At 61.6% G+C, this 21,595-nt stretch carries 17 protein-coding genes and 4 pseudogenes; 10 read left to right on the forward strand and 11 right to left on the reverse strand.

The genetic code is table 11. The features are described 5' to 3' along the window. Nucleotides 1–14 precede the first annotated feature (14 nt). The gene (locus tag ACZ1J6_RS22655; RefSeq protein ID WP_243654493.1) at nucleotides 15–275 is read left to right on the forward strand and encodes a hypothetical protein; all 261 of its coding nucleotides are present in this window, start codon (nucleotides 15–17) and stop codon (nucleotides 273–275) included. A gap of 104 nt (nucleotides 276–379) precedes the next feature. Further along, a pseudogene (locus tag ACZ1J6_RS22660) lies at nucleotides 380–993 on the forward strand (SOS response-associated peptidase family protein). A gap of 168 nt (nucleotides 994–1,161) precedes the next feature. Here the strand turns inward: ACZ1J6_RS22660 and pip are convergent. The 5 genes and pseudogenes from pip to ACZ1J6_RS22685 all read right to left on the reverse strand — a co-directional run bounded on the left by pip (nucleotide 1,162) and on the right by ACZ1J6_RS22685 (nucleotide 8,084). Next, nucleotides 1,162–2,118, reverse strand: a complete 957-nt coding sequence (gene pip, locus ACZ1J6_RS22665; RefSeq protein WP_465128829.1) for a prolyl aminopeptidase — start codon at nucleotides 2,116–2,118, stop codon at nucleotides 1,162–1,164. A 307-nt stretch (nucleotides 2,119–2,425) separates the two neighbouring features. Continuing rightward, nucleotides 2,426–2,540: pseudogene (locus tag ACZ1J6_RS22670) on the reverse strand (IS110 family transposase); the annotation flags it as partial. Nucleotides 2,541–2,848: 308 nt separating this feature from the next. After that, entirely contained in the window at nucleotides 2,849–4,099 is a 1,251-nt protein-coding gene (locus ACZ1J6_RS22675; protein WP_132270343.1) for a dicarboxylate/amino acid:cation symporter, read from the reverse strand. An 89-nt stretch (nucleotides 4,100–4,188) separates the two neighbouring features. Beyond that, nucleotides 4,189–5,652, reverse strand: a complete 1,464-nt coding sequence (locus tag ACZ1J6_RS22680) for an amidohydrolase (RefSeq protein WP_465128593.1) — start codon at nucleotides 5,650–5,652, stop codon at nucleotides 4,189–4,191. A gap of 80 nt (nucleotides 5,653–5,732) precedes the next feature. Beyond that, nucleotides 5,733–8,084, reverse strand: a complete 2,352-nt coding sequence (locus ACZ1J6_RS22685) for a TonB-dependent receptor (RefSeq protein WP_465128594.1) — start codon at nucleotides 8,082–8,084, stop codon at nucleotides 5,733–5,735. 241 nt (nucleotides 8,085–8,325) lie between these two features. On the opposite strand from ACZ1J6_RS22685, the gene ACZ1J6_RS22690 reads away from it, so the two are divergent. Continuing rightward, entirely contained in the window at nucleotides 8,326–8,781 is a 456-nt protein-coding gene (locus ACZ1J6_RS22690) for an RNA polymerase sigma factor (RefSeq protein WP_243654494.1), read from the forward strand. Beyond that, nucleotides 8,778–9,812, forward strand: a complete 1,035-nt coding sequence (locus ACZ1J6_RS22695; RefSeq protein WP_465128595.1) for a FecR family protein — start codon at nucleotides 8,778–8,780, stop codon at nucleotides 9,810–9,812. Before ACZ1J6_RS22690 ends, ACZ1J6_RS22695 begins: the two co-directional genes overlap by 4 nt. Nucleotides 9,813–9,821: 9 nt before the next feature. On the opposite strand, the gene ACZ1J6_RS22700 is transcribed toward ACZ1J6_RS22695, so the two are convergent. After that, nucleotides 9,822–12,425 (reverse strand): TonB-dependent receptor, encoded by a 2,604-nt coding sequence (locus tag ACZ1J6_RS22700; RefSeq protein WP_465128596.1) that lies wholly within the window; start codon nucleotides 12,423–12,425, stop codon nucleotides 9,822–9,824. A 423-nt stretch (nucleotides 12,426–12,848) separates the two neighbouring features. On the opposite strand from ACZ1J6_RS22700, the gene ACZ1J6_RS22705 reads away from it, so the two are divergent. Then, entirely contained in the window at nucleotides 12,849–13,508 is a 660-nt protein-coding gene (locus tag ACZ1J6_RS22705; protein ID WP_465128597.1) for a hypothetical protein, read from the forward strand. 12 nt (nucleotides 13,509–13,520) lie between these two features. On the opposite strand, the pseudogene ACZ1J6_RS22710 reads toward ACZ1J6_RS22705, so the two are convergent. Both ACZ1J6_RS22710 and ACZ1J6_RS22715 read right to left on the reverse strand, forming a co-directional pair. After that, nucleotides 13,521–14,301 (reverse strand): annotated as a pseudogene (locus tag ACZ1J6_RS22710) (IS5 family transposase). A 73-nt stretch (nucleotides 14,302–14,374) separates the two neighbouring features. After that, a complete protein-coding gene (locus ACZ1J6_RS22715; RefSeq protein WP_465128598.1) occupies nucleotides 14,375–14,656 on the reverse strand; it encodes a hypothetical protein in 282 nt (93 codons plus the stop codon). 647 nt (nucleotides 14,657–15,303) lie between these two features. Between ACZ1J6_RS22715 and ACZ1J6_RS22720 the strand changes: the two genes are divergently transcribed. From ACZ1J6_RS22720 to ACZ1J6_RS22740, 5 genes and pseudogenes are all read left to right on the forward strand, one after another. After that, nucleotides 15,304–17,658: a PAS domain-containing protein gene (locus ACZ1J6_RS22720; RefSeq protein WP_465128599.1), complete on the forward strand. Its 2,355-nt coding sequence runs from the start codon at nucleotides 15,304–15,306 to the stop codon at nucleotides 17,656–17,658. Between the two features lie 140 nt (nucleotides 17,659–17,798). Next, the gene (locus tag ACZ1J6_RS22725; protein ID WP_243654516.1) at nucleotides 17,799–18,182 is read left to right on the forward strand and encodes a response regulator; all 384 of its coding nucleotides are present in this window, start codon (nucleotides 17,799–17,801) and stop codon (nucleotides 18,180–18,182) included. Between the two features lie 53 nt (nucleotides 18,183–18,235). Continuing rightward, nucleotides 18,236–18,340: pseudogene (locus ACZ1J6_RS22730) on the forward strand (IS110 family transposase); the annotation flags it as partial. A 327-nt stretch (nucleotides 18,341–18,667) separates the two neighbouring features. Beyond that, nucleotides 18,668–18,913 carry a type II toxin-antitoxin system ParD family antitoxin gene (locus ACZ1J6_RS22735; RefSeq protein ID WP_465128600.1) on the forward strand — a complete coding sequence of 82 codons (246 nt, stop codon included), beginning with the start codon at nucleotides 18,668–18,670 and terminating at the stop codon, nucleotides 18,911–18,913. A gap of 2 nt (nucleotides 18,914–18,915) precedes the next feature. Then, entirely contained in the window at nucleotides 18,916–19,218 is a 303-nt protein-coding gene (locus ACZ1J6_RS22740; protein WP_132270567.1) for a type II toxin-antitoxin system RelE/ParE family toxin, read from the forward strand. A gap of 135 nt (nucleotides 19,219–19,353) precedes the next feature. On the opposite strand, the gene ACZ1J6_RS22745 is transcribed toward ACZ1J6_RS22740, so the two are convergent. The 3 genes from ACZ1J6_RS22745 to ACZ1J6_RS22755 are packed head-to-tail and all read right to left on the reverse strand — an operon-like array spanning nucleotide 19,354 to nucleotide 21,441. Then, nucleotides 19,354–20,298 (reverse strand): sigma-70 family RNA polymerase sigma factor, encoded by a 945-nt coding sequence (locus tag ACZ1J6_RS22745; RefSeq protein ID WP_465128601.1) that lies wholly within the window; start codon nucleotides 20,296–20,298, stop codon nucleotides 19,354–19,356. Then, entirely contained in the window at nucleotides 20,240–20,683 is a 444-nt protein-coding gene (locus ACZ1J6_RS22750) for a hypothetical protein (RefSeq protein ID WP_465128602.1), read from the reverse strand. Before ACZ1J6_RS22750 ends, ACZ1J6_RS22745 begins: the two co-directional genes overlap by 59 nt. Further along, complete coding sequence (locus ACZ1J6_RS22755) at nucleotides 20,680–21,441, reverse strand: SDR family oxidoreductase (protein WP_465128830.1); 762 nt, start codon at nucleotides 21,439–21,441, stop codon at nucleotides 20,680–20,682. The genes ACZ1J6_RS22750 and ACZ1J6_RS22755 overlap by 4 nt, the downstream gene beginning before the upstream one ends. Between the last annotated feature and the right edge of the window lie 154 nt (nucleotides 21,442–21,595).

The raw sequence follows: 21,595 nt of genomic DNA on the forward strand, positions 1-21,595 counted from the left end.
CCAAACACCACCGCGTGATCATCGCGCTCTCGCTGCATATCCTGCGCGGCGGTGTCACGCGCTGCAGCGACGGCCGCGTCGACACAGTAGAGGTTCGCCTGGCGCTGAGATGTCTGCTTCCGCATTGCCGCGAGCGCTGGCCGCTCGAGCTCTACTGGGATGCTGCCAGCCAGGACAATGAAATCGGCAGGGCGCAGGGAGTGACGGCCGCCTTCAACGGGATTGTCCGCCAGCTGCGGCTTGCCGGGCGGTATGAAGAGAGCGGGCCGGCGTAGCGCGGCGTGGGAGCAATTCTTTGGCCGTTCCATTTGCCGGAAGCAGCGCCAGGTATAAGCTTGCCGGGCGGCTCGAGCTGGAGCGATCGATCAGGAGACATGCCATGTGCAACCGTGCCCGCTTCAAGGGAGAGCCGGAGACGCTGTGGGGATCGGTAGCTGCGCTCTTTGACGAGAGGCCGCGCGACAATCGCTTCGATCCGCAGGAGCTGAGGCCGAAGGGACGGGCCTACGTGATCCGCGAGCAGGGCGGCGTCCGAGGGTGGGACGTGATGAGCTGGGACGTTCTGGGCGGTCAGGGCGCCTGGCCGATGACGAATGTGCGTAATCTCGGCTTGCCGCAGATCCGAAGAACCGCTGCGTCGTGCCGCTGACCGAGTTCTGTGAGTTTACCCCGGACAAGCATGATCTTGGCGACGGCAAGCCGCCGCTCAAAGGCGAGATGTGGTTTTCTGTGAAAGATCAGCCCGTGTTCGCGGTTGCGGGGTTTTGGCAACGGACGCAGATCGGGGGCAGCTTCGCGATGGTCACCTGCGACGCCAATGCGCTGGTCAGGCCGATCCATCCCAAGGCGATGATTACCATCCTGGAACCCGGGGACATCGATCTCTGGCTGCGCGGATCCTACGCTGAAATCGCGGCGCTGCAGCGGCCGTATGACGAGACGCGGATGACCGTGCGCGGGCCGGTTTTCCCTACACGGACGGATCAGCGTTGACGTACTGACTGACGTCACCGTCCCGATAGCCGCCCCGCCGCGGTTCTGGATCGGCAGGCGAACTGCGACCTGAAGCGAGTTTGCCGATTTTTCCAATATCATCTTTGGCCGACACGCGGGCTTCGCGCATCGTCCAGGATGGCGGCTCAGATGGGGGGCACCCCGAGGTCAGCCATTCGCCTTGTTCGCGTACAGATCCGTGGTGCGGATCAGCCGGTCCAGGATGCCCGGCTCGGAATAGGCATGACCTGCGCCTTCGATCAGATGGAAGTCGGCTTCGGGCCAGGCCTTGTGCAGCGCCCATGCGTAATGCGCGGGGCAGGGCATGTCGTAGCGCCCATGCACGATCGTCCCGGGAATAGCGCGAAGCTTATGCGCGCCGCGTAAGAGCTGATCAGGCTCGAGCCAGCAGTCATTCACGAAATAGTGGGTCTCCAGCCGGGCGAAGGCGAGCGCGAAATGTCCGTCGTCATGCTGCCGAGAGGTCGCAGCGTCGGGTAGGAGGGTAATGACTTCCCCTTCGAACAGACTCCACGCGCGCGCGGCCTCGATCTGCTCTTCCATCGAGCCCGTTGTCAGGCGCCGGTGGTAGGCGCGCAGAATTTCGCCTCGCTCGGCCTCGGGGATCGGCGCCACCAGGCGCTCGTATTTGTCCGGAAACAGCTGTGACACACCGAACTGGTAAAACCAGTCGAGTTCAGCCCGGGAGCACATGTAGATGCCTCGCAGGACCAGTTCGCTCACCCGCTCAGGATGCGTTTGTGCGTACGCCAGCGAAAGCGTGGAGCCCCAGGAGCCGCCGAACACGAGCCATTGCTCGGCGCCCGCTAGCTCCCGCAGGCGTTCGATGTCTGCAACAAGGTGCCAGGTCGTGTTGGCATCGAGCGATGCATGCGGCGTCGACCGGCCGCAGCCTCGCTGGTCGAACAGGATGACATCGTAGAGGTCCGGATCGAACAATCCGCGATGCGCCGGCGAAATCCCGCCGCCGGGGCCGCCATGCACGAAGACCGCAGGCTTTGCGCCCGGCGTGCCGCACCGCTCATAATAGATGCTGTGGCCTTCGCCGGTGTCGAGCGTTCCGGAGGCATAGGGTTCGATCGGCGGATAGAGTGTGCGCAGCATGCCGCTCTTGTTGCCCACTTCTTCGGTGAATGGAAGCGGGGCTGCCGCGCCGATCCAAAAATCGCCTCGGACTGGCCTGATGCAGCCGGCGAAAGACGTCTGCACCAGATTGACACGGGACGGGTTTGCGATGTTCTGACTGTGCAGAGGATGAGAGCACTTTCGGCCAGCTCGCTTATTCTGTTGCCTCGGATAGGCATCGCCGCTGCGCCAGTGTGCAATCCCGGTCTTTTGCTGAACCATCGTTGCCCGTGTCCGAAATTTGCGGTCACAAGCGATGTCGCTTATCCTCATCTTCACCAGGTCGCAGCAGCTGCGATCGCCGCAGCGCTTTGCGAATGACGACCTCGCCGGTCGCGCTGATACCGTGAACCTGAAAAAATGTTCTTGGCCAAATCGAGGCCGATCGTGCTAATTTCCATGGCGGGTGGCTCCTCTGCTCGGGTTGCATGACAGCAAACCCATCTTGGCACTTAGATGCCGCGAGCGGGAGCCATCCACCTCATCCGGTTACGGCAGCTGGCGGCCGGCTTGCGCTGTTCACAGCTCCTGGAAGGACTGCCCGAATCCGCGGAAAGCCGCCATTCGCTGGCGATAATCGCTTCTATAACCCATGGTCTGATTTATCGGTAAGTCCGCGCAATGGGCCTGTAGGACCGGAACTCTGCGGACTCGTTGTGGAGTAAGGTGCATTCAGTCGGGCGCGAAAGCATTTCTCTTCTCGTTTTTGCTAAGCTAACAATGCGTCAGCCAATCGTTCGCCTTGGCGTTTCAGCTCCCACTTGCTCACGACAGCTGTCGCGATGGCATTGCCCAGCACGTTGGTGGCGGTACGGCCCATGTCCATAAAGTGATCGACGGCAAGGATGAAGGCGATCCCTTCCACAGGCAGGTCGAACTGCCCCAATGTGGCCGCCACGACGACCAGCGATGCGCGGGGTACGGCGGCGATTCCTTTGCTGGTCACCATGAGCACCAGCAGGATCGTGATCTGCGTCATGATCGGCAGGTAGATGCCGTAAGCCTGCGCGATGAACAGCGTAGCGAATGTGGCATACATCATCGAACCGTCGAGGTTGAAGCTGTACCCCAGTGGCAGGATGAAGCTGTAGATACGCCGGGGCACGCCGAACCGGTCAAGCTGCTCCAGCATCTTGGGGTAGGCGGCCTCTGACGACGCGGTGGAGAAAGCCAGCAGTACCGGTTCGCGCACATGGCGCAGCAGAACAAATATCTGCCGTCCCAGAAACAGACTGCCCGCGCAGATCAGCAGAAGCCATAGCGAACCCAGCGCAAGGTAGAACGATCCGACAAGCTTACCGAACGTGGCCAGCACGCCGATCCCCTCGCTAGTCACCGCCGCCGCCAATGCGCCGAATACGGCCAGCGGGGCCATCTGCATGACATAACCGGTGACGGTCAGCATCATCTTCACCATCGCTTCGATCAGTATGACGATGGGTTTGCCATCCTCTCCGATCGCGGTGAGGGCTAAGCCCACGAAGATCGAGAAGACGACGATCTGCAGGATCGAGTTCTCCGCCATCGCTCCCACCATGGACGTGGGGAAGACGTGCAACACGAAGTCGCGGAAGTTCAGCGCCTGCGCATCGACCGCCGCCGCGCCGCCGGTGCGGACCAGATGCAGCCCTTCGCCTGGAGCCAGCAGGTTCACCAAAGCAAGGCCCAGCGCAAGCGAAAGCAGGCTGGCGGTCAGGAACCACGCCATTGCCCGCCCGCCTATGCGGCCCAGCGCCGTGCTGTCCCCCATATGGGCCATGCCTGCCACCAGTGTCGAAAACACCAGCGGGGCGACGATCATCTTGATCAGATGCAGGAACACATCGGCAAGAAGGTGGAAGTAGCTCGCGACCTCCTTTGCTGTTTCAGGCGTGTCGCCGACAAGCTGGTTTGCGGCAAATCCCGCGCAGACGCCGGAAACCATCCCGGCGACGATGAAGGTCGTCAGGCGACGTGACATAGGCAATTCTCTTCGGAAGGGGGGTAGTCAGGACCGAAAAAGGACCCGGTTCCGCCGGAGGGGCGAAACCGGGTTCAGGATGGGTCCGGTCAGTTCTTTGCGGCAGGGGCCTTGCGGTAATCCAGCGAAGGCGCCTTATCGCCAAGCAGGGAGTGGTAGACGAAGTCCGCACCACGTCGTTCGTCCAGTTCCTTCTTCGCGGCTGCCAGCGTTTCCGGGCTTTGGAACAACTGCGCCGCAGTCAGCGCCAGCGTTTTGCTGGCGACCTCTGCACCTTTGGTGCCGATGCTGGCGCCGCTGGCGGCAACGGCCTGCCAGCTGTGCGGCGGCGTGCCGGGAACCCAGGTGCCCGTCGAAAGACCCGCGGTGGGTGTGGTGTAGCTGACGTCGCCCACATCAGTGGAGGCTGACATAATCTCGCCGCTCGAATAAGGCGCGACGCCTGACACCTGCTTACGGCCACCCTTGGGCAGCGTAGTGGCGATCTTGTCGATGAACGTCTGTTCCTCGGCCGTGTATGTGGGCAGCGGAACCTGCTTCAGGTTGTCGTACATCATGTGGCCCAGCGTATCGTTGGGTAACAGATCGAAGGTGCCGCCGATCTGATCGTATTCCACGGTGGTGCCCGTGCCCAGCGCAGCGCCTTCAGCGGCCTTCTTCACGCGCTCCATGATGTCGGCGACCTGCTGCTGGTCGGGGTGGCGCACGTAGTAATAGACCTCTGCCGTATCCGGCACGACATTGGGCGCCTTGCCGCCATCGGTGATGACGTAGTGAATGCGGGTTTCCTGCGGAACGTGTTCGCGCATCATGTTGACCATGTTGTCCATCGCCTCCACCCCATCGAGAGCGGAGCGGCCACGCTCGGGCGCCGCGGCGGCGTGGGAGGCGAGGCCGTGGAAGCGGAACTTGGCGCTGACGTTGGCGAGGGCATGACCCTGCATCGCGCTATAGCCGTCACCGGCATGCCAGTGCAGCATGGCGGAGACGTCCTTGGTAAGGCCCGAACGAACGAGGAAGACCTTGCCCGAGCCACCTTCTTCGGCAGGTGCACCGTAGACTCGCAATTCGCCCTTGATGCCATGAGCGACCATCCAGTTCTTGGTGGCGATGGCGGCGGCCACCGAAGCCGCACCGAACAGGTTGTGGCCGCAGGCATGACCGGCAATGCCGTCGATCACGCGGCGCTCCGGCTCTGCTGCTTGGGCGAGCCCAGGAAGGGCGTCGTACTCGGCGAGAATGCCGATTACAGGTCCGTCCCCGTTCCTGTAGCTGGCGATGAAGGCGGTTGGCATCCCGGCGACCCCGGCAGCCACCTTGAAACCGGCAGCCTTTAGGTCCTTTTGCAACAGGCCGGAGCTTTTCGTCTCCTGAAACCCGACTTCGGCCCACGACCAGATCTGAAGCGCATTGCGCGCCATTGCGGGCGATCCGCGATCAACTTCGGCAAGGATCTCCTTGCGATCGGCATCGGCGAGCGGCTCGGCCAGAGCGGGGGTGGGGGCCAGAAGTGTGGAAAAAGAAAACAAAGCAGTGCGAAGGCGGGATTTCATCGGGCTACATCCTCGTCGAAAAGGCACATCGAAAGAGTGCCTGCGCGGATCTCAGGCGATCCGCGCAGGCCGGTAGGGGATCAGCGCTTGCCGAACGACACGCGCAACTGGGCACCGAACACGCGCGGCTCGTTGTAGACGAGCGTGGTTGAAGTCACCGAAGGCGTGACGACGCCACCGGCAGCAGCATAAGTGACGTCGAACAGGTTGCGCACGAAGAATCCGAGGTCGATGCCGCGATCCTCGATATTGTTGAAGTCCAGCTTGAGGTTGACGGTGTCATAAGCCTTCTGGATGCCGTTGGTGTCCAGCGGACGCTCCACGTACCAGACCTTGGTGCTGTGGAACCAGTTGGCGTTGAACACCATTTCCGCGAAGTCGCCAAGATAGGTCGCGTAACGTGCGCCGCCGCCGATCGTCCACTTGGGTGTGTACGAGAACTTGTTGTTGACCGGGTTGGTGCCCAGCAACGGGATGAAAGCGGCCGGTGCGTCGTACTCGTCGTACTTGGCGTCGGTGTAGGCGCCGAACCCGGACAGGGTGAAACCGCTCGTCGGCGTGATCGAAAAGTCGAACTCGGTGCCTTTGATCGTCGCCTTGGCGGCATTGATGATCAGGCTGCTGGGGTCGTTGGCGGAATTGCCGTCTCCATCGAAGTCGGCACCGGGGAAGATCGAGCGCTGGATGTTGTTGTACTTGCTGGTATAGGCCGCGATGTTGAACCGGCCCTTCACTCTGCCCAATTCCCAGCTGCTCTTGATGCCCGCTTCGTAGTCGGTGACCTTCTCGGGCTGGAACGTCTCGAAACCGTCGAAGTAGGGCGACATGCCGCTCTGGTTGAAGCCAGCCGAGCGGTAGCCGCGACGGTTGGTGATGTAGAGGAACAGGTCGTCGTTAACCTTGTAGTCGAAGCCCAGGGTCCAGGTCGGTGCCTTGGAGCTCTCGGAACCGGTCTTGCCGCCGCGCGAGGCGCAGGCATCAGGGCCGATGCGATCCGCCGTGTCCAATGCCGCGACCGAGCAGCCGCTGGACTTGTCCCATGTGTAGCGGAAGCCGCCGTTGAAACGCAGACCTTCTGCGAAACCGCCGAAGGCATAGCCGATCTGGCCGAACAGCGCCTTGCTGGTCGATGTGTTGTAGTTCTCATTGTAGGTGAAGGTCCTGCCCGGGATCACGGCCGAATAGGTCGCGCTGCCGTTCACCCCGGTCGGGTCGCTCTTGAGGTAGAAGGCGCCGACGATCCAATCCAGACGATCGTTCAGCAAGGAGCCGAGGATCTGGAACTCGTCGGAAATCTGCTCGACGTCGGTATTGGAAACGCCATCGTAAAGGCGCAGGTATGTCCCGTCCATGTCGCGAGCCGCCGCAATCTTGCTGCGGCGATAGCCGAAGATGTTCTTGAACGTGACTTTGCCCACTTCCAGTTCGGTAGTGTTGGCAACGCCCCAGAATGTGCGGTGCGAATAGGGATCGATGCTGGTGCTGACGTCGCGAACGCCTGCCGCCTGTTGCTCGGCTAAGGCGATGTCGATGTCGCAACCGGCAACGCCGCAGTCGAAGTAAGGACGGTTCGCAGCCGTACGGGCAGTGCCGCCGCCGCTGACGGCGGGGTTCGGGTAGACGCCGTTGAGCACGGTGCCAGTGCCGTTTTCACGCGCACGATACCAGTCAAACACGGTTGTGTTCTTCAGGCCATCGATCAGCTCCAGCAGCAGTGAAGCGCGAAAGGCGTCGTTGTGGCGATCGTCGAGGTCGCCGCCCGTGCCATGGTTCTTGGTGTAGCCGTCACGGCGGGCGATCTGGCCCGCGACGCGCAGTGCCACGCGGTCGGCGACGATCGGCAGGTTCACCGCCCCCTCGAACGTCGTCTCGTTGTAAGACCCGAGCGTGGCCTGCCCGTAGCCTTCCAGATCGTGACTGGGCGCGACGGGGTAGAGCAGCAGCGCGCCGCCGGTGGTGTTGCGGCCGAATAGAGTGCCCTGCGGGCCCTTCAGAACCTGGATCGAGCTGATGTCGAAGGTCGGCACGATGCTGCCTTCGTTGGGCAGCGGCACGTCGGCGAAGTAGGTCACGACCGACGGCGCGGAGGCGCCTGCGGTTGCGCGGCGCTGACCGCGAATGACGATGGACGGCGTATCGCGCGATGTCTGCGGCGCGACGTTGAGGCCCGGTGTCGTGTAGGTTAGGTCCTGCGTGCTGACGACGGCCTTCTCGCGCAGCATTTCGGCATTGAACGCAGTGACCGACACAGGAACGGTCTGGGCGCTTTCCTCGCGGCGGCGCGCGGTGACGACGATGTCGCCGCCGGGCTGATCGAGCGATTGTGCCTGAACTGCCGAGGGGGCCTGTTCTTCCGTCTGGGCAGCGGCGGTAGTGGCGGTGGCGAGGACGGTGGACGCGAGAAGCAGAGCCGAAAGGCTGCGACAGGTCATTTTTTTGTTACCCCATGTTATGTCGACCTGTCCCTGATCGCAGGCCGATATCTGCAAGACGCAGCCGATCGCAGATCATTCGTTTCGCCCGAAAAAATATTCCGGGTGACGGCGATGGCGGCCCAAGGCTAAGAAGGCCGGGCATTTGTCAGGGAAGGCCGGACTCATTTTTACGCTGCGCAGGACATCGCCGAACAGGCAGGAGCAGGCTCGGTCCCATGCTCTGGACTTGTCTGCGCACGTGCCCGCATTGCGCCGGTACATCGCCAAGAGGGCGCAGCCGGGGGATGTCGACGATCTCGTGCAGGACGTGCTGGTGCGGATGCACGTGCGTGGACAGGCCGATCCCATTGCCAATGTGGAAGGCTATCTGTTTCAGGTCGCGGCCAGCGTTCTGACTGATCGTGCCCGCCGCGACACCGTGCGCCATCGCAGCGCCCATCACGAAATGACCGAAGCCTTCCACCCCGTCGACGAACTGACGCCGGAGCGTTTGCTGCGCGGGCGCGAGGATGTTGGGCGGCTGGCCAACGCCCTTGAGGAAATGCCCGAGATGACGCGCGATGCTTTCGTGCTCCATCGGTTCGAGGAAATGTCCTACGACGCGATCGGGGAGCATCTTGGCATATCGACCAGCGCGGTGGGGCGCCACATCATGAAGGCGGTGCGCTTTCTGGCGGCGAGGGACCTGCCATGACCAAGGCGGTAGACCCACGGCCTTTCGATGCGCATGCGCTGGAAAAGATCGATTCCCCCGAAGCGACGGCAGCGGCCTATTTCAGCGTTTTTCGTTCGCCGCGTGCGACGGAACGAGATTACGAAGACTTTGAAAGCTGGCACGCCCGTGACGAGGCGAACCGCGTCGCCTGGGCCAGCGTGGAACGGACTTGGGAAGGCTCTGCGGCGATGCGGACAGAAGCCCGCATTCTTGAGATCCGCGAACGTGCTCTGGCTAACCGCCGTGGCCGCAAGGCATGGGTGCGTCCGGCAATGGCGGCCTGTTTGGCGCTTGCGATGGTCAGCGGCGCGGTGGCTGTCCAGCGGCACCGCGAAGCCTCCGCTCCAGTGGCGCAGGCGGTTGCCGACAGCCGTGTGATCTCCACAGGCATAGGGCAGCAGAGCACCTTCCGCATGACCGATGGCTCTGTGATCACCGCGAATACTGCCACGGCGCTGACTGTGGCGGAAAGCGACACGCGCCGCAGCACCACGATCCGCGAAGGCGAGGCATTCTTCGAAGTCGCCAAAAACCCACGCAAGCCATTCACGGTCACGGCCGGCGGAGTGACGGTGACCGCGCTGGGCACTCAGTTCGCAGTTCGCACAGTCGAGGGCCGGGTGGATGTGACGCTGGCCGAGGGACAGGTCCGCGTTGATATGCCCGCAGCCGACGGCCGCGCCGCGCAGTCGACGGTGCTGGAGCCCGGTCAGGAACTGGTTTGGAACGGTCGCAGCTATCGGACCGCAGCGGCGGAGGTGGAGCGGCGGCTTGCCTGGCGTAGCGGCGTCATCGCCTTCGACCGCGTACCGCTGGCGCAGGCCGTGGCGGAGGTCAATCGCTACAGTCCGCAAGAGATCATCGTCTCGAGTCCGGCGATTGCAAGCCATCCGATCAGCGGCACGTTCCGCATCGGCGTGACACGCGGATTCCTTCAGAGTCTGGAACTGGCCGGGGTGGCGCGCGTGGAGAACGAAAGCGCAACCCGCGCGGAACTTGTGGCGCCGTAAATCGCGTTTTCAGTCGAAATTGTAGCGAATACGGACCCCGATTGTGCGTGGCGGCCCCGGAATGATCGTCGCGGCGGTATAGGCCGGGTTCAACGTTCCGCCTCCGCTGGCGTAGAAGCGGTCCGTCAGATTGCGGCCCCAAAGCTCGAACTCGACCGGAATTCCGCCGGGTCTGCGCCAAGTCACGCTGGCGCCCAGCAGTCCATAGGCGGATTGGCGGGCAAAGGCTTCGGTTGGTCGCTCGGTCAGACGGACGCTGCTGACGTAGGCATAATCGGCGCTTAGCCCCAGGTTGCCAAGCGCTCCCGGCAGCGCGATTTCGCGCGACAGGGCCAGCGCCCCACTGAAGGTCGGCGTGTAGGTAAACCGGTTGTTCAAGGGGTCACCACCCAGCAATGCGGTCAGCACAGAAGGCGCATCGATCCGGGTGTAACGCGGATCGATCCACGATCCGGTCAGTGTCAGATGAGTCCGCGTCCCAAGATCGAGTGAAAAATCAACGTCCAGCCCCACAATCTGGGCCTTAGCGCTATTGATGTAAAGAGTCAGCGGATCGGTCGCCAGATCGTGATCGCCATCGAAATTTACGTCGGGAAACAGTGCGCGCTGCACGTCGTCATAGAGGCCAAGGTAGCCCGCCACTGCATAAGAACCGGTGATTCCCGCGACATTGATGCGTCCTTTCGCCCCCAGTTCGAAGTCCGTCAGCGTTTCTGGCTTAAAGGTCTGAAAAACCTTCAGCGTCCCACCCAGCGCCGGCGTGTTGTACCCTCCGGACCGGAAAGCGCGCCGACTGGTAAGGTAAACGCTATGGTCCCCAATCCTGCGGGTCAGGGCCAAAGTCCAGGTTAATCGGCCCGACCGCGCCTGTGCGCTGGTGCCCCAGTTGGCCAGGCATTCCGGTTCGGACAGCGGCGCAACGGTGGCGGATCGCAAGGCGCAGCCGCTGCTGCGCTCCCCCGTGTAGCGCAGGCCCACATCGGCGGTGGTATGTGCCGCTATCGGCAGGGTGAGCTGCCCGAACAAAGCAGCGCTGCGGAACGTCTGGTAGCTGACCGCGTGCGACGGCGGATTGTCGGGCCGGGTCAAGCGGGAGACGCTTTGCACAACCGGCCCGTCCGGCGCGCTTTCCAGATAGAAAGCTCCGGCGATGTAGCGCAGTTTCCCGGCATGGCCCTGTACTTGCAGTTCCTCGGTCCATTGCCGCAAATGTGCGGAACTTACGGAATCGTTGATCGGCAGCGGTGTCCCGTCGCCGTCCAGGGCATAGTTCACGCGGGTGGTGCGAAGGCCGACGATGTTGCGGACCAGAAGATCGCCGTCGCCGAATTCCGTCACGTTGCCGATGCCTCGGAATCGGCGCTGGAATTGCGGAGATACGCTAGACTGCGACGTCCGCCGCGCCAGCGTTTTCTGCAAATCGAGGTAACTGTCGATGTCGCAGGCTCCGGCGCCGCAGTCGAAGTACGGCGCGTTCTGCGCATTGCGCACGCTGCCGCCGCTATAGACCCCGGTGAGGATCAGCGCAGCGCCCATCTCGTCGGCGTTCAACAGATCTAATGTCGTCGTCGAGCGTAACGGACCATCGGGATCGAACCCCAGTATGGCCCGCATCGCATCGCTATGGACAGTGTCGGTGCGCTCACCGGAATGCAGCCGCGTATAGCCACTCCGCCGAACCCGCTGGCCGGAGACGCGCAGGGTCAAGCTTTGTGTGAGAGGCACTTCAACGGCGCCTTCCAGCCGGTTCAGCCCGTAATTTCCCCCCTCACCCTCGATATAGGACGGCACACCAGAGCCCGGCTGCACTGATCGCAGCAGGACTGCACCGCTTGTCGCATTTCGACCGAATAGAGTACCTTGCGGACCGCGCAGAACTTCTGCCGATGCCATATCGAATAAAGGCGAAAGCGCGGCCTGATTGGGCAAGGGCACTTCGTCCTGATAGACAACAAGGGGCAGGCGATTTTCGTCGCTAATCGACCGGCGCTGGCCGCGCATCACCAGAAGCGGGGTGGCGCTGCTGGTCTGCCCGGTGGCGACGAAACCGGGGGTGATGCGCGCCAGATCGGCCAGCGTTCGCACAGCCCCCCTTTCCAGCGCCGTACGATTGAGGTGGTTGACCAGCAGCGGCACGTCAAGATCGCGCTCCGGGCGGCGGCGGGCGGAAACGAGGATTTCCGGTGCATTCTCGACCGGAAGCGAGGACACCCGCGGTGTTTTACGAATGCTTGGCTGGGCTTTGACGATCAGGTAGACGCCGGGTGCCACGGCGCGGACGGACAGCCCCATGCCCTGGATCATCCGGGCCAGCGCTTCACCCGCCGAAACGCGGCCATGTACGGCGTTTGTGCGCTGCCGTTCCGCTCCCGGCGCGTTTAGCAAGACTTCGACTGCAGCTTGCCGCCCCAGGATGGCGATTGCGTTGGACAAGGGCTGCGCTGGAACGTCCAGTTCTGGCGCTTGCGTTCGCGCACCGACACTCGACGAAGTAAGAACTGCGACCGCACCGATGGCTTTCGCGATGCAAGCACGCAATCGATGTCTTCCCAGTAACTGAAATATGAATTTCCCTGTTGGCGCGAAGCTATCGGGATTAGCGTCTTGCTTCAAGGGGACGCCAAAGCCGCTGGAAAATATTCATGTTAGTTTTTTGAATGGTTTGTCCGACCGCATAATCCATTGGCAGAAATCTCCTGGCGGCCGGTGGAGTGATCGCTATCGGAAAAGACTGTCGTTCGCGATCACAGTCACGAATGGCGGCTTTGTCCCAAGCCAAGCTTGTGTCCACCCATTGCTGCCGTTAACGCTGGAAATTCCGAGGCGCCGTTCCGGCCCGTCGGCTTTTGTGGCAGAGCGCGATCTAATCTCGGCGTTTCCCTGTCAGGCGAAACGTCTAAATCTCACAGGAGCCGCCTAAGGCCTGCATGAAGCCAGCTGGCTGCAGCTGTTCTAGCTGGGGACTTCGATCGATCGTCCTCATGTAATCCACTCGACAGGCTGAGGCGCACGCGCGAAGCTATGGGCATGGATTTCATGAAAATCATCGATTCGCTCGATGAAGCCCTCTACAGCGTCATGAGCTGGCTAATTTTCTATCCAATAACCCTTTGGCGAACGATCGTCCAACCTCAGAGTATGATGGACTATGCCGATCGCGAAGTCTCTGATCGGCCGAAAGAGCAGTATGACGACGCGATTCGTCCACCTCTTTTCTTGTTTCTGACGTTGCTCATTTCGCACGGGCTCGAAGTTGCAACGGTTGCTCGCAACCCAATTCTATCTGACACGCGCGGCTTGGCGGCTTTGGTCGACAGCGACCTGGGGTTGCTGACGCTCAGGATGCTGCTGTTCAGCCTATTTCCGTTAATGATGGCGGTCCGCCTCTTGCGTCGCCAGCACAGACGCTTGAACCAAGCGAGCCTGCGCCGTCCCTTTTACGCGCAGTGCTACACGGCGTCCCCGTTCGCATTGATGTTGGGGATAGGCACTTTGGCACCGAATCTGCCGTTAGCAGGCACGCGTATCATTTCGGCCGGAGTGATTGGTGCAGGTACCCTATGGTATTTCGTTACCCAGGCCCGCTGGTTCGCAAGAAAATTGGACGTGCCGTTTCTCGTCGGCGTCGGCGACGCTTGCGTTGCTTCCCTCTGCAGCATCGCCTTGTTCGTACTCGCCGCAATCATCGTCCACTAGCCGAGGCCTAGCCTATTGTAGGCAGCTCTGAGGTTCTGGCAGGGAAGTGGTAGAACTGCGATGCATGTGACAATCTCGGCGGCGTCCGCATTGGTCGTAATGGTTGCGGCGTACAATGCCGCGGAAGTGCTTGATGCGGTTGAAGAACCGCTCGACGAGATTGCGTTGGCGATAGACCCAGCCCGAGAAGGGGAAGCGTTGCTTGCGATTGGAGCGCGGGGGGATGTTTGCCCAAGCGTTCTTACTGGCGGCGGCTTCACGGATGGCATTGCTGTCATAGCCATTATCGGCCAGCAATGTAGCGCCTTCAGGCATGGCCTCAAGTAGGGCTTCGGCTTCCTGGCTGTCGTGGACCTGTCCGCCGGTCAGTCGCAGAGCAACGGGACGGCCGTCAGCATCAACGAGGGCATGGATCTTGCTCGTGAGCCGCCTCGGGAACCTCCCATGCCGCGATCACTGGCTCCCCTTTTTTACCCGTCGCACCATGCTGGTGGACGCGGACACAGGTGGAGCCGATCATTACAATTTCACCCTCAAAGGCGGCGGAAACCGTAGCGAGCAGTCGATCCCACACCCCGGCCGTGCGCCAGCGGACGAACCGGTCGTAGCAGGTCGTCGGAGGGCCATAGCGCTCGGGTATCTCCGCCCGAGGCGAGCCGGTGCGGAACCGCCAGAGAATACCGTTCAATACCCGCCGATCATCAACACGGGGAACCCCGCGCGGTTTGTTCGGCAGAAGTGGCCCGATGATCGCCCATTCCCTATCGGTAAGTTCGTATCGCCGCCATGTCATCAAGCCTCCATCTCAATGGAGACGCTGGATCACGTCAGCCTCAAAACCTCAATCATTTCGAACCTGGCTTAGGTCAGCCGCTCCATTCGTCGTTCGAGAAGTAGCCGATCCTTCTATCGCTAAGTTCCCCGCGCACGCGCGATGAGAGCGTAAGGCCTTCGTCGTCCAATAAGGCCACGTCGTTGTCGGGAAACCCTGCAAAATGGGCCTCCTCATACTTTCGCTGCCTAACAGCTATATCCGCAGCCAGTTGTGCAGACAGGCCTATGGCATCGGGCGCGACATATCCGCCCGCGACCGCATCACGCACGCCCGTACCCGAAAGCATGCCATCAATAAGAAGGTCAGTCGTCATTGGGCCAAGCTAGCTCGCCGCCCGCGCCGTCCGCAACAGCCCATCTCGTTTTATGAGTTTACGACCTAACACAAGAATCAGGCGCCTTCCTGTGGGAGCGCCGCTCTATCGCCTGACAGCGACCGAACCTCAAACGGGTTCGGCCGGGAAGGGTGACGGTCATATCCGGCGGGCTTGCTGATGCAGCATTCCGGCTGCCCTGCGCGCTGAGGCAAATGCCGCCCATGCGCGGCGAGCGCAGCTTTTCTTCACAGCCCGCCGTGTGATTGCCGATTTCTCGAAGCTTTCATACCACTGACCGAGCCTGAGGTGATCGTCGTGGCGTCAGAGAGATGCTGGTATGATGTCTTTGCAGGTCCGAAGTGCGCGAGCGTTGCTTCGCGCTAGGTCGGCCTCCGACAAGGAGCGGTGGGGATGGGGCGGCGGGTCGCGCCGGTCCTGCGATGCGATGTCGCAGATGCGAAAGAATGTGAGTATTTCGAGCTACCATTTTCTCAGCTTTGCGTTCTAGGCATTGCCGGCAAGATTGGAGCGGCGGTGTGGGGGCAATGGTGTCTTTGGATTTGGAAGAGTTCGCGTGGGAAACAACCCCATTGGGCCCAATGGCAGGGTGGTCGCCGGAGCTTCGCACGACTTACGACATCATAATGTCCAGTGGGTTCGGGATGTGTGCGGTTTGGGGACCCGAGCGGACGTTCGTCTACAACGAAGCCTACATACCGTTCCTGGGCGAACGCCATCCCAGCGCGCTTGGTCGGCCCATTGAACAGGTGTGGTTTGACGTCTGGAAGGACATCGAGCCATTGATCGAACGGGCGATGTCGGGCGAAACTGTGCATCTGGAAAATATGCACTTGGTCATGACGCGAAACGGCTTCGTGGAGGACACCTATTGGACCTTTTCGTACAGCCCGCTGCGAGAGAGAGGCCGGATCGTCGGCTTTCTTGACGTCGCCTCTGAGACCACCGCCTTGATTGCCGCGCAGCATAGTGATCGGGCCAACGCGGAAAGGGTTCGGCTTGCCCTCAGCGCCGGGGCAATCATCGGTACGTGGGTCTGGGATATTCCAAATGACAGCTTCGCCGTTGATCCAGCATTTGCCCAAAGTTTCGGCCTGGATCCGGCGCTCGGCAGGACTGGGATCCCGCTGGAGCAGGTGATTGCCACGGTTCATCCCGATGATCGCGATGGCCTTATTGCGGCGATCGAGGACGTCATCGAGCGCGGAGGCGCCTATGCGCACCAGTACCGCGTTCGCCGTGCGGATGGCTGCTACTACTGGATTGAAGCGAATGGACGGGTGGACCATGACCCTGATGGCACGCCGCGCAGCTTTCCGGGCGTGCTAATCAATGTGGATGAGCGGCGCGCGATAGAGGCGGAGCGCGATCGGGCTATCGCCATGTTGCGATCGTTGAACGAACAGCTCGAACACCGCGTGGAGGAGCGGACCCGCGAGCTGCGGGATTCGATGGATTTCGCGCGCTTGGCCCTGTCCGCGGTTGGGGGTGTCGGGGTTTGGACGTTCGATGCTGCTACCGATTGCTTCATCTGCGACGACAACATCTCGCGGCTGTACGACATCGATCCGGTGAAAGGTGCAAACGGCATCAAGCGAGCCGACTTCCTGGCCCACGTCCATCCAGACGACCAGGCTGCGCTTCGCGCCACGATGGCGGGCGGTCTTGTCAACGCTGGAGATCTGGAACTCGAATATCGGATCGTTCACCGCGACGGGTCGGTCCACTGGGTGCTCTCGCGAGGACATACGTATTTCGACCACGTGGGCAAGCCGGTGCGCCGCACCGGTGTCGGCGTCGAAACGACAAAACAGCGGCTGGTCGAGGAGCAGCTTCGTCAATCGCAGAAAATGGAAGCGGTCGGTCAGTTGACCGGCGGGATCGCTCACGATTTCAACAACCTTCTTCAAGGGATCACTGGCAGCCTGGAGATTATCCAAAAGCGGGTCGCACAAGGAAGGTTCGCCGGACTGGACCGCTTCGTGAGTGGAGCGACGACTGCAGCAAACCGGGCGGCTGCGCTTACCCATCGCCTTCTGGCATTCTCGCGGCGGCAACCTCTTGACCCGCGGCCAGTAAATGTGAATGCGCTGCTTAAGTCGATGGAAGATCTGGTTCGCCGCACGATCGGCGAGAGCGTCGACCTGGTGCTTGATCTGGCAGAGGGTCTGTCGCGTACGCGCTGCGATCCTAACCAGCTGGAAAACGCGGTACTCAATCTTGTGATCAACGCCCGCGATGCCATGCCCCATGGCGGCAGGCTTACGGTTGAAACGGCCAACCGGCAGCGCGACGCCCAGGAAGCGAGTGGCCCGGGCGGCGCTTCCGGGGAATACATCTGCGTCAGCGTGACCGATACCGGCACTGGAATGAGTGCGGATACGATCGCGAAGGCATTCGAACCGTTCTTCACGACCAAGCCGATCGGACAGGGGACTGGCCTCGGCCTTTCGATGATCTATGGCTTCGCGCAGCAATCCAAAGGTCATACGCAGGTCCACAGCGAAATCGGCAAGGGAACGAGATTCGAGTTATATCTCCCACGGTATCGCGGTGAAGATGGTGATGAAGAGTGCGACCTTTCGGTTCTGCCCAGCGACATACCGGCAAGCGAATCCGGCGAGGCGGTGCTGGTAGTAGAGGATGATGATGTAGTCCGCAGCTTGATCATCGAGGAACTGCATGAACTGGGCTATGCAACGCTTGAAGCTATCGATGGGCCCGGTGGCTTCGAAATCCTACAGTCCGCGCGGCGCGTTGATCTGCTCGTAACCGATATCGGGTTGCCCGGCATAAATGGCAGGCAGGTGGCCGATGCCGGACGCGTCCTGCGGCCCGGGCTGAAGGTGCTGTTCATGACAGGATATGCCGAGAATGCCGCTCTTGCTTCCGGCTTTCTCGAGCCGGGAATGGAGATGATCACGAAACCGTTCGCCATGGGTGCTCTGGCGACAAAGGTGCGGCAGATGCTTGAAGTATGAGGCGCGCTTGGGAACGCGCAATTCTTCCGGAACAATAACCAGCGGTAGAGAAGGTAGCTCGCACGCACGGGGAGGGCGACCGCAGTGGAACTATGTCCGCGCCCGGCCGCTACGTCTTTCAGGACGATAAGGAAGCGCACTTGAGCGAAACAAACGGCCCCACGATCCTGGTTGTTGAGGATGAGGCGCTGATCCGAATGATAAGCGCCGATATCCTGACGGAAGCGGGTTTTCACGTTCTTGAAGCGCAGAATGCCGATGAGGCCATAGCGATCATGGAAGCCGCCGACCACGTCGAACTCGTATTCACTGACATCAGAATGCCTGGAAGGATGGACGGACTGGAGCTGGCAGCGTTCGTGCACGCGCACTGGCCCGACGTGCGGTTGTTGGTGACCTCGGGCCACGTTGTTTTATCAAGCAAAGAGATTCCGGATGGCGGTCGTTTTGTAAGCAAGCCCTACGAACTCACTCGTCTCGTGTCGGAGGTGCGCGCGATCGTCGCTCTTCCCGCCAAGAGATGAGTGGATTTCTTACCTAAGTTCGCCCCAAATTGCTTGGGCGTAACGCGGGCTCGTTGACGCGCGCGCTGGTCGCAGCCCGCACGCGATTGGTACAGATCATGGTTGAGCTATCCAATCAGATCCGCGGCCTTATGAAGACCTTTGGTCTCGCTGTCCCCATAAAAACGGATCTCCCAAATTTGCCTGGGCTTCAGGGCCCGCTTCGCACCGAAAGTGCCCCCTGCATTCCAGACAGGGCGCTTGGGGGAAGCATTCACGGTTTCAGTCATTTCCATGATCATTCTCCAATTGGCCAAAATTGGCCATTCTGAAGAACGACTGCATCCCTCCGGGGGAAATTTGTAAGACTTGGCGCAAGTATTGCTAAGGGGTTGTAGAAGGCGTCGGCTGCAGAAAGGCCTCTGTTCGGGAGGGGCAGACCATGGCTGAGCATCAATTGACAAACTTTGCCAATCTTTGCTGCTTTCCTTGCCTTGGAGGTTGCCATGGCTACAATGAATATCTCACTGCCCGATCCGTTGAAGCAATGGGTGGAAGCGCAAGCTGACACTGGTCGGTATAGCAATGCCAGCGACTATGTTCGCAATCTCATCCGCCGTGACCAGGAACGCGCCGACAAGGTCGCCGCCATGCAGCGCCTTGTCGATGAAGCGCGAGCCAGCGGTCTGAGTGACGAAACGATGGCCGACATCCGGGCGCGAGCGATCAGCCAAGATGGCTTGCAAACCTGACCGTGCCACGTTTTGGCTTAACACGCGCCGCAGCCGACGATCTGACAGCCATCTCTCTCGAAGGCATAGGGCAGTTTGGCTTGCAGCAGGCCGAAGCCTATCACGAAGGGCCGAGCGCGATTTTCGCGTTTCTCGCTGATTATCCCCATGCCGCGCGCTTGCGAGAGGAAATCTCGCCTCCTGCCCGCGTGCATCCCTACAAGGCCCACCTGGTCATTTATGATGTGGGGGATGAGGGTGAGGTCATCATTCTGCGCGTCCGGCATGGTCAGGAAGATTGGATATCCCCGACAGAGGACGGCTAGCCGTGGCTGTGTAATGCATACGCCATTCTGTAGATCCTTTTGCGGCATTTCTCCTAACGATGCCGCGGCCAGGGGGCCTGAGCGCCCGTTCTGGCGGCAGGCCGGCTTGCAGCGGAACCGACCAATTCACGACCTTCAGTGGCTGTGCTGCGGATGACCGTCTGTGCCGAAAGCTGCCGCCACATGGCGGAGCTTGTCTGGATTACGAACTATATAGATCCCCATGATGCGGCCATCGGTTACATCAAGCGCAGTGGTCTGGAGCACGTTGCCTCGATCGATACTGATGTAGCCGGGCAGGCCGTTAATGGTCGCAGTGCGTAGCAGCGTCGGCGCTGAGGTATACTTCCGACGCAGCCCGGCAAACAAACGAAGCGCGCGGTCGATCCCACGCACCACATTGCGGAAAGCGATGACCTTGCCGCCGCCATCGGAATGGATCTCGACGTCGCGCGCCAGCAGTGTGGACAATGCAACCGTGTCACCGTCGCGGGCAGCAGAAAAGAAGGCTCGCGCGATCTGATCGGCCTCCGTCGCCTCTACGGTAAAACGTGGCCGCGCATGCTGCACGTGCTTGCGTGCGCGCGAGGCAAGCTGTCGCACGGCTGCAGGCTCGCGCCCCAATGTCGTCGCGACATCGGTCAGCGCCATGTCGAACACGTCGTGGAGCAGAAAGGCAGCACGCTCCAGCGGGGACAGGCGCTCCATGGCGAGCATCAGAGTGAGCGTCACGTCATCGGCGATCGCCTCCTCCGCCTCGGTCGTTCCCATGAGCGGTTCGGGCAGCCAGGCCCCGACGTAGGTCTCCCGGCGCGCGCGGGCCGACTTGAGCTGGTCGAGGCAGAGACGCGTGACAATGCGGGTCAGATACGCCGCCGGCGCGTCAACGCCCTCCGCCCTTGCCGCCCATCGCAGCCAGGCCTCCTGAACGACATCCTCCGCCTCGCTGACCGATCCAAGCATCCGATATCCAAGACGCAGCAGTCTTGGCCGCTCGGCCTCGAAATCAGCGAGGCGTCCGTCAGTGCGTGGCACGAGAGTCCTCCACCGGATGCGACTGGCGACTGCCGCCTGCCGCATCGCGCCAGGCCCACAGGGCGAGAGCGGCCGTCAGTATAGCCGGAAGCGTCACCGCAGGAAAATCCTGAACGAGCGCGCCCGTCCCGCAGATGCCCACCGCCACCTCCCAGAAATGGAACAGCGCGTGGCCCCCAAGCCAGAGCGCAGCGAGGAACCACAGCGTAACGCGTGTCGCCGGCCGCGCGGCACCGGTCAGCATCGCGCTACCGACTAGAAGGAAGATCAGCCCGATGTCGCGCAGAAAGTGCTGGTTGAACGGGCCGGTGGTGGTGACGCCCGGGACCGCGAAGTACCAGTTCGCAGGCGAGATCAGCATGAACAAGCCATTGGCTATGGCTCCGAGACCAAGCGCTACGGCCAGCGCGATAGGAAGGCGCCTGTTCATGCCGCCTGCCCCTGCAAATGAGCGGCAAGCCATGCATCAAAACGCGTACGCGCGATCCGCGCGTCCTCTCCAGGTACCAGCGTGTGGTCGTCGGCGGGGGCGCCGAAATAATTGCGATCGTCGGTGACGACGATCCGGCGCGGATCATCTCGCGCGCCAAGCCAGCTGGCGGTGAATTCCGCGAGCGGCGCGCGCTCGGGTCCCGCGACTTCGACGATGCCATCTGCCGGAACAGCCGTGGCTATCTCGGCAAGCAGGGCCGAGATGTCGGCGGCAGCGACCGGCTGTAGCGCGATGCCCGGCAAGTGCGCGGCGTCGCCCTGCGTATAGCCGTCCGCGATGGTCGACAGAAATTCGAAGAACTGGGTGGCCCGCACGACCGTGTAGGGAACGCCGCCAGCGGCGATCAGCTGTTCCTGAGCTAGCTTGGCACGAAAATAGCCCGAGGCTTGAAGACGATCCGTGCCGACGACCGAGAGCGCGACGAAGTGGCGCACCCCGGCGTGGCGGGCTGCTTCCAGCAGGTTCGCCGTGGTGCCGCGAAAGAAGGCGAGAGCGGCCGCATCCTCGAACGAAGGAGCATTGCTGACATCAACTAGCACGGCAGCATCCGTTAGTGCCCGAGCCAGACCTGTGCCGGCTTGGGCATCAACGCCGTTGCTGGGCGATGCGGCGACGACCTCATGACCCTCGGCCCGCAGCAGTCCGACGAGGGGCCGACCGATCAGTCCGGTACCGCCAATGATAACGATCTTCATGTCCATGTCTCCAATGCAGGTGTCTTCCTGCATGACGAGATGGCTACCTCCGGTGTGACATGGGACGTCGGCGGGAACGAAAAATATCTGCGCCATAATGTCACGATGCACCGGCGTACCTCGTCAAGTCAGCGAGCGCCGGTGCTCGGCGCCG

The sequence above is a fragment of the Novosphingobium sp. BL-S-21 genome (genome assembly GCF_055521655.1).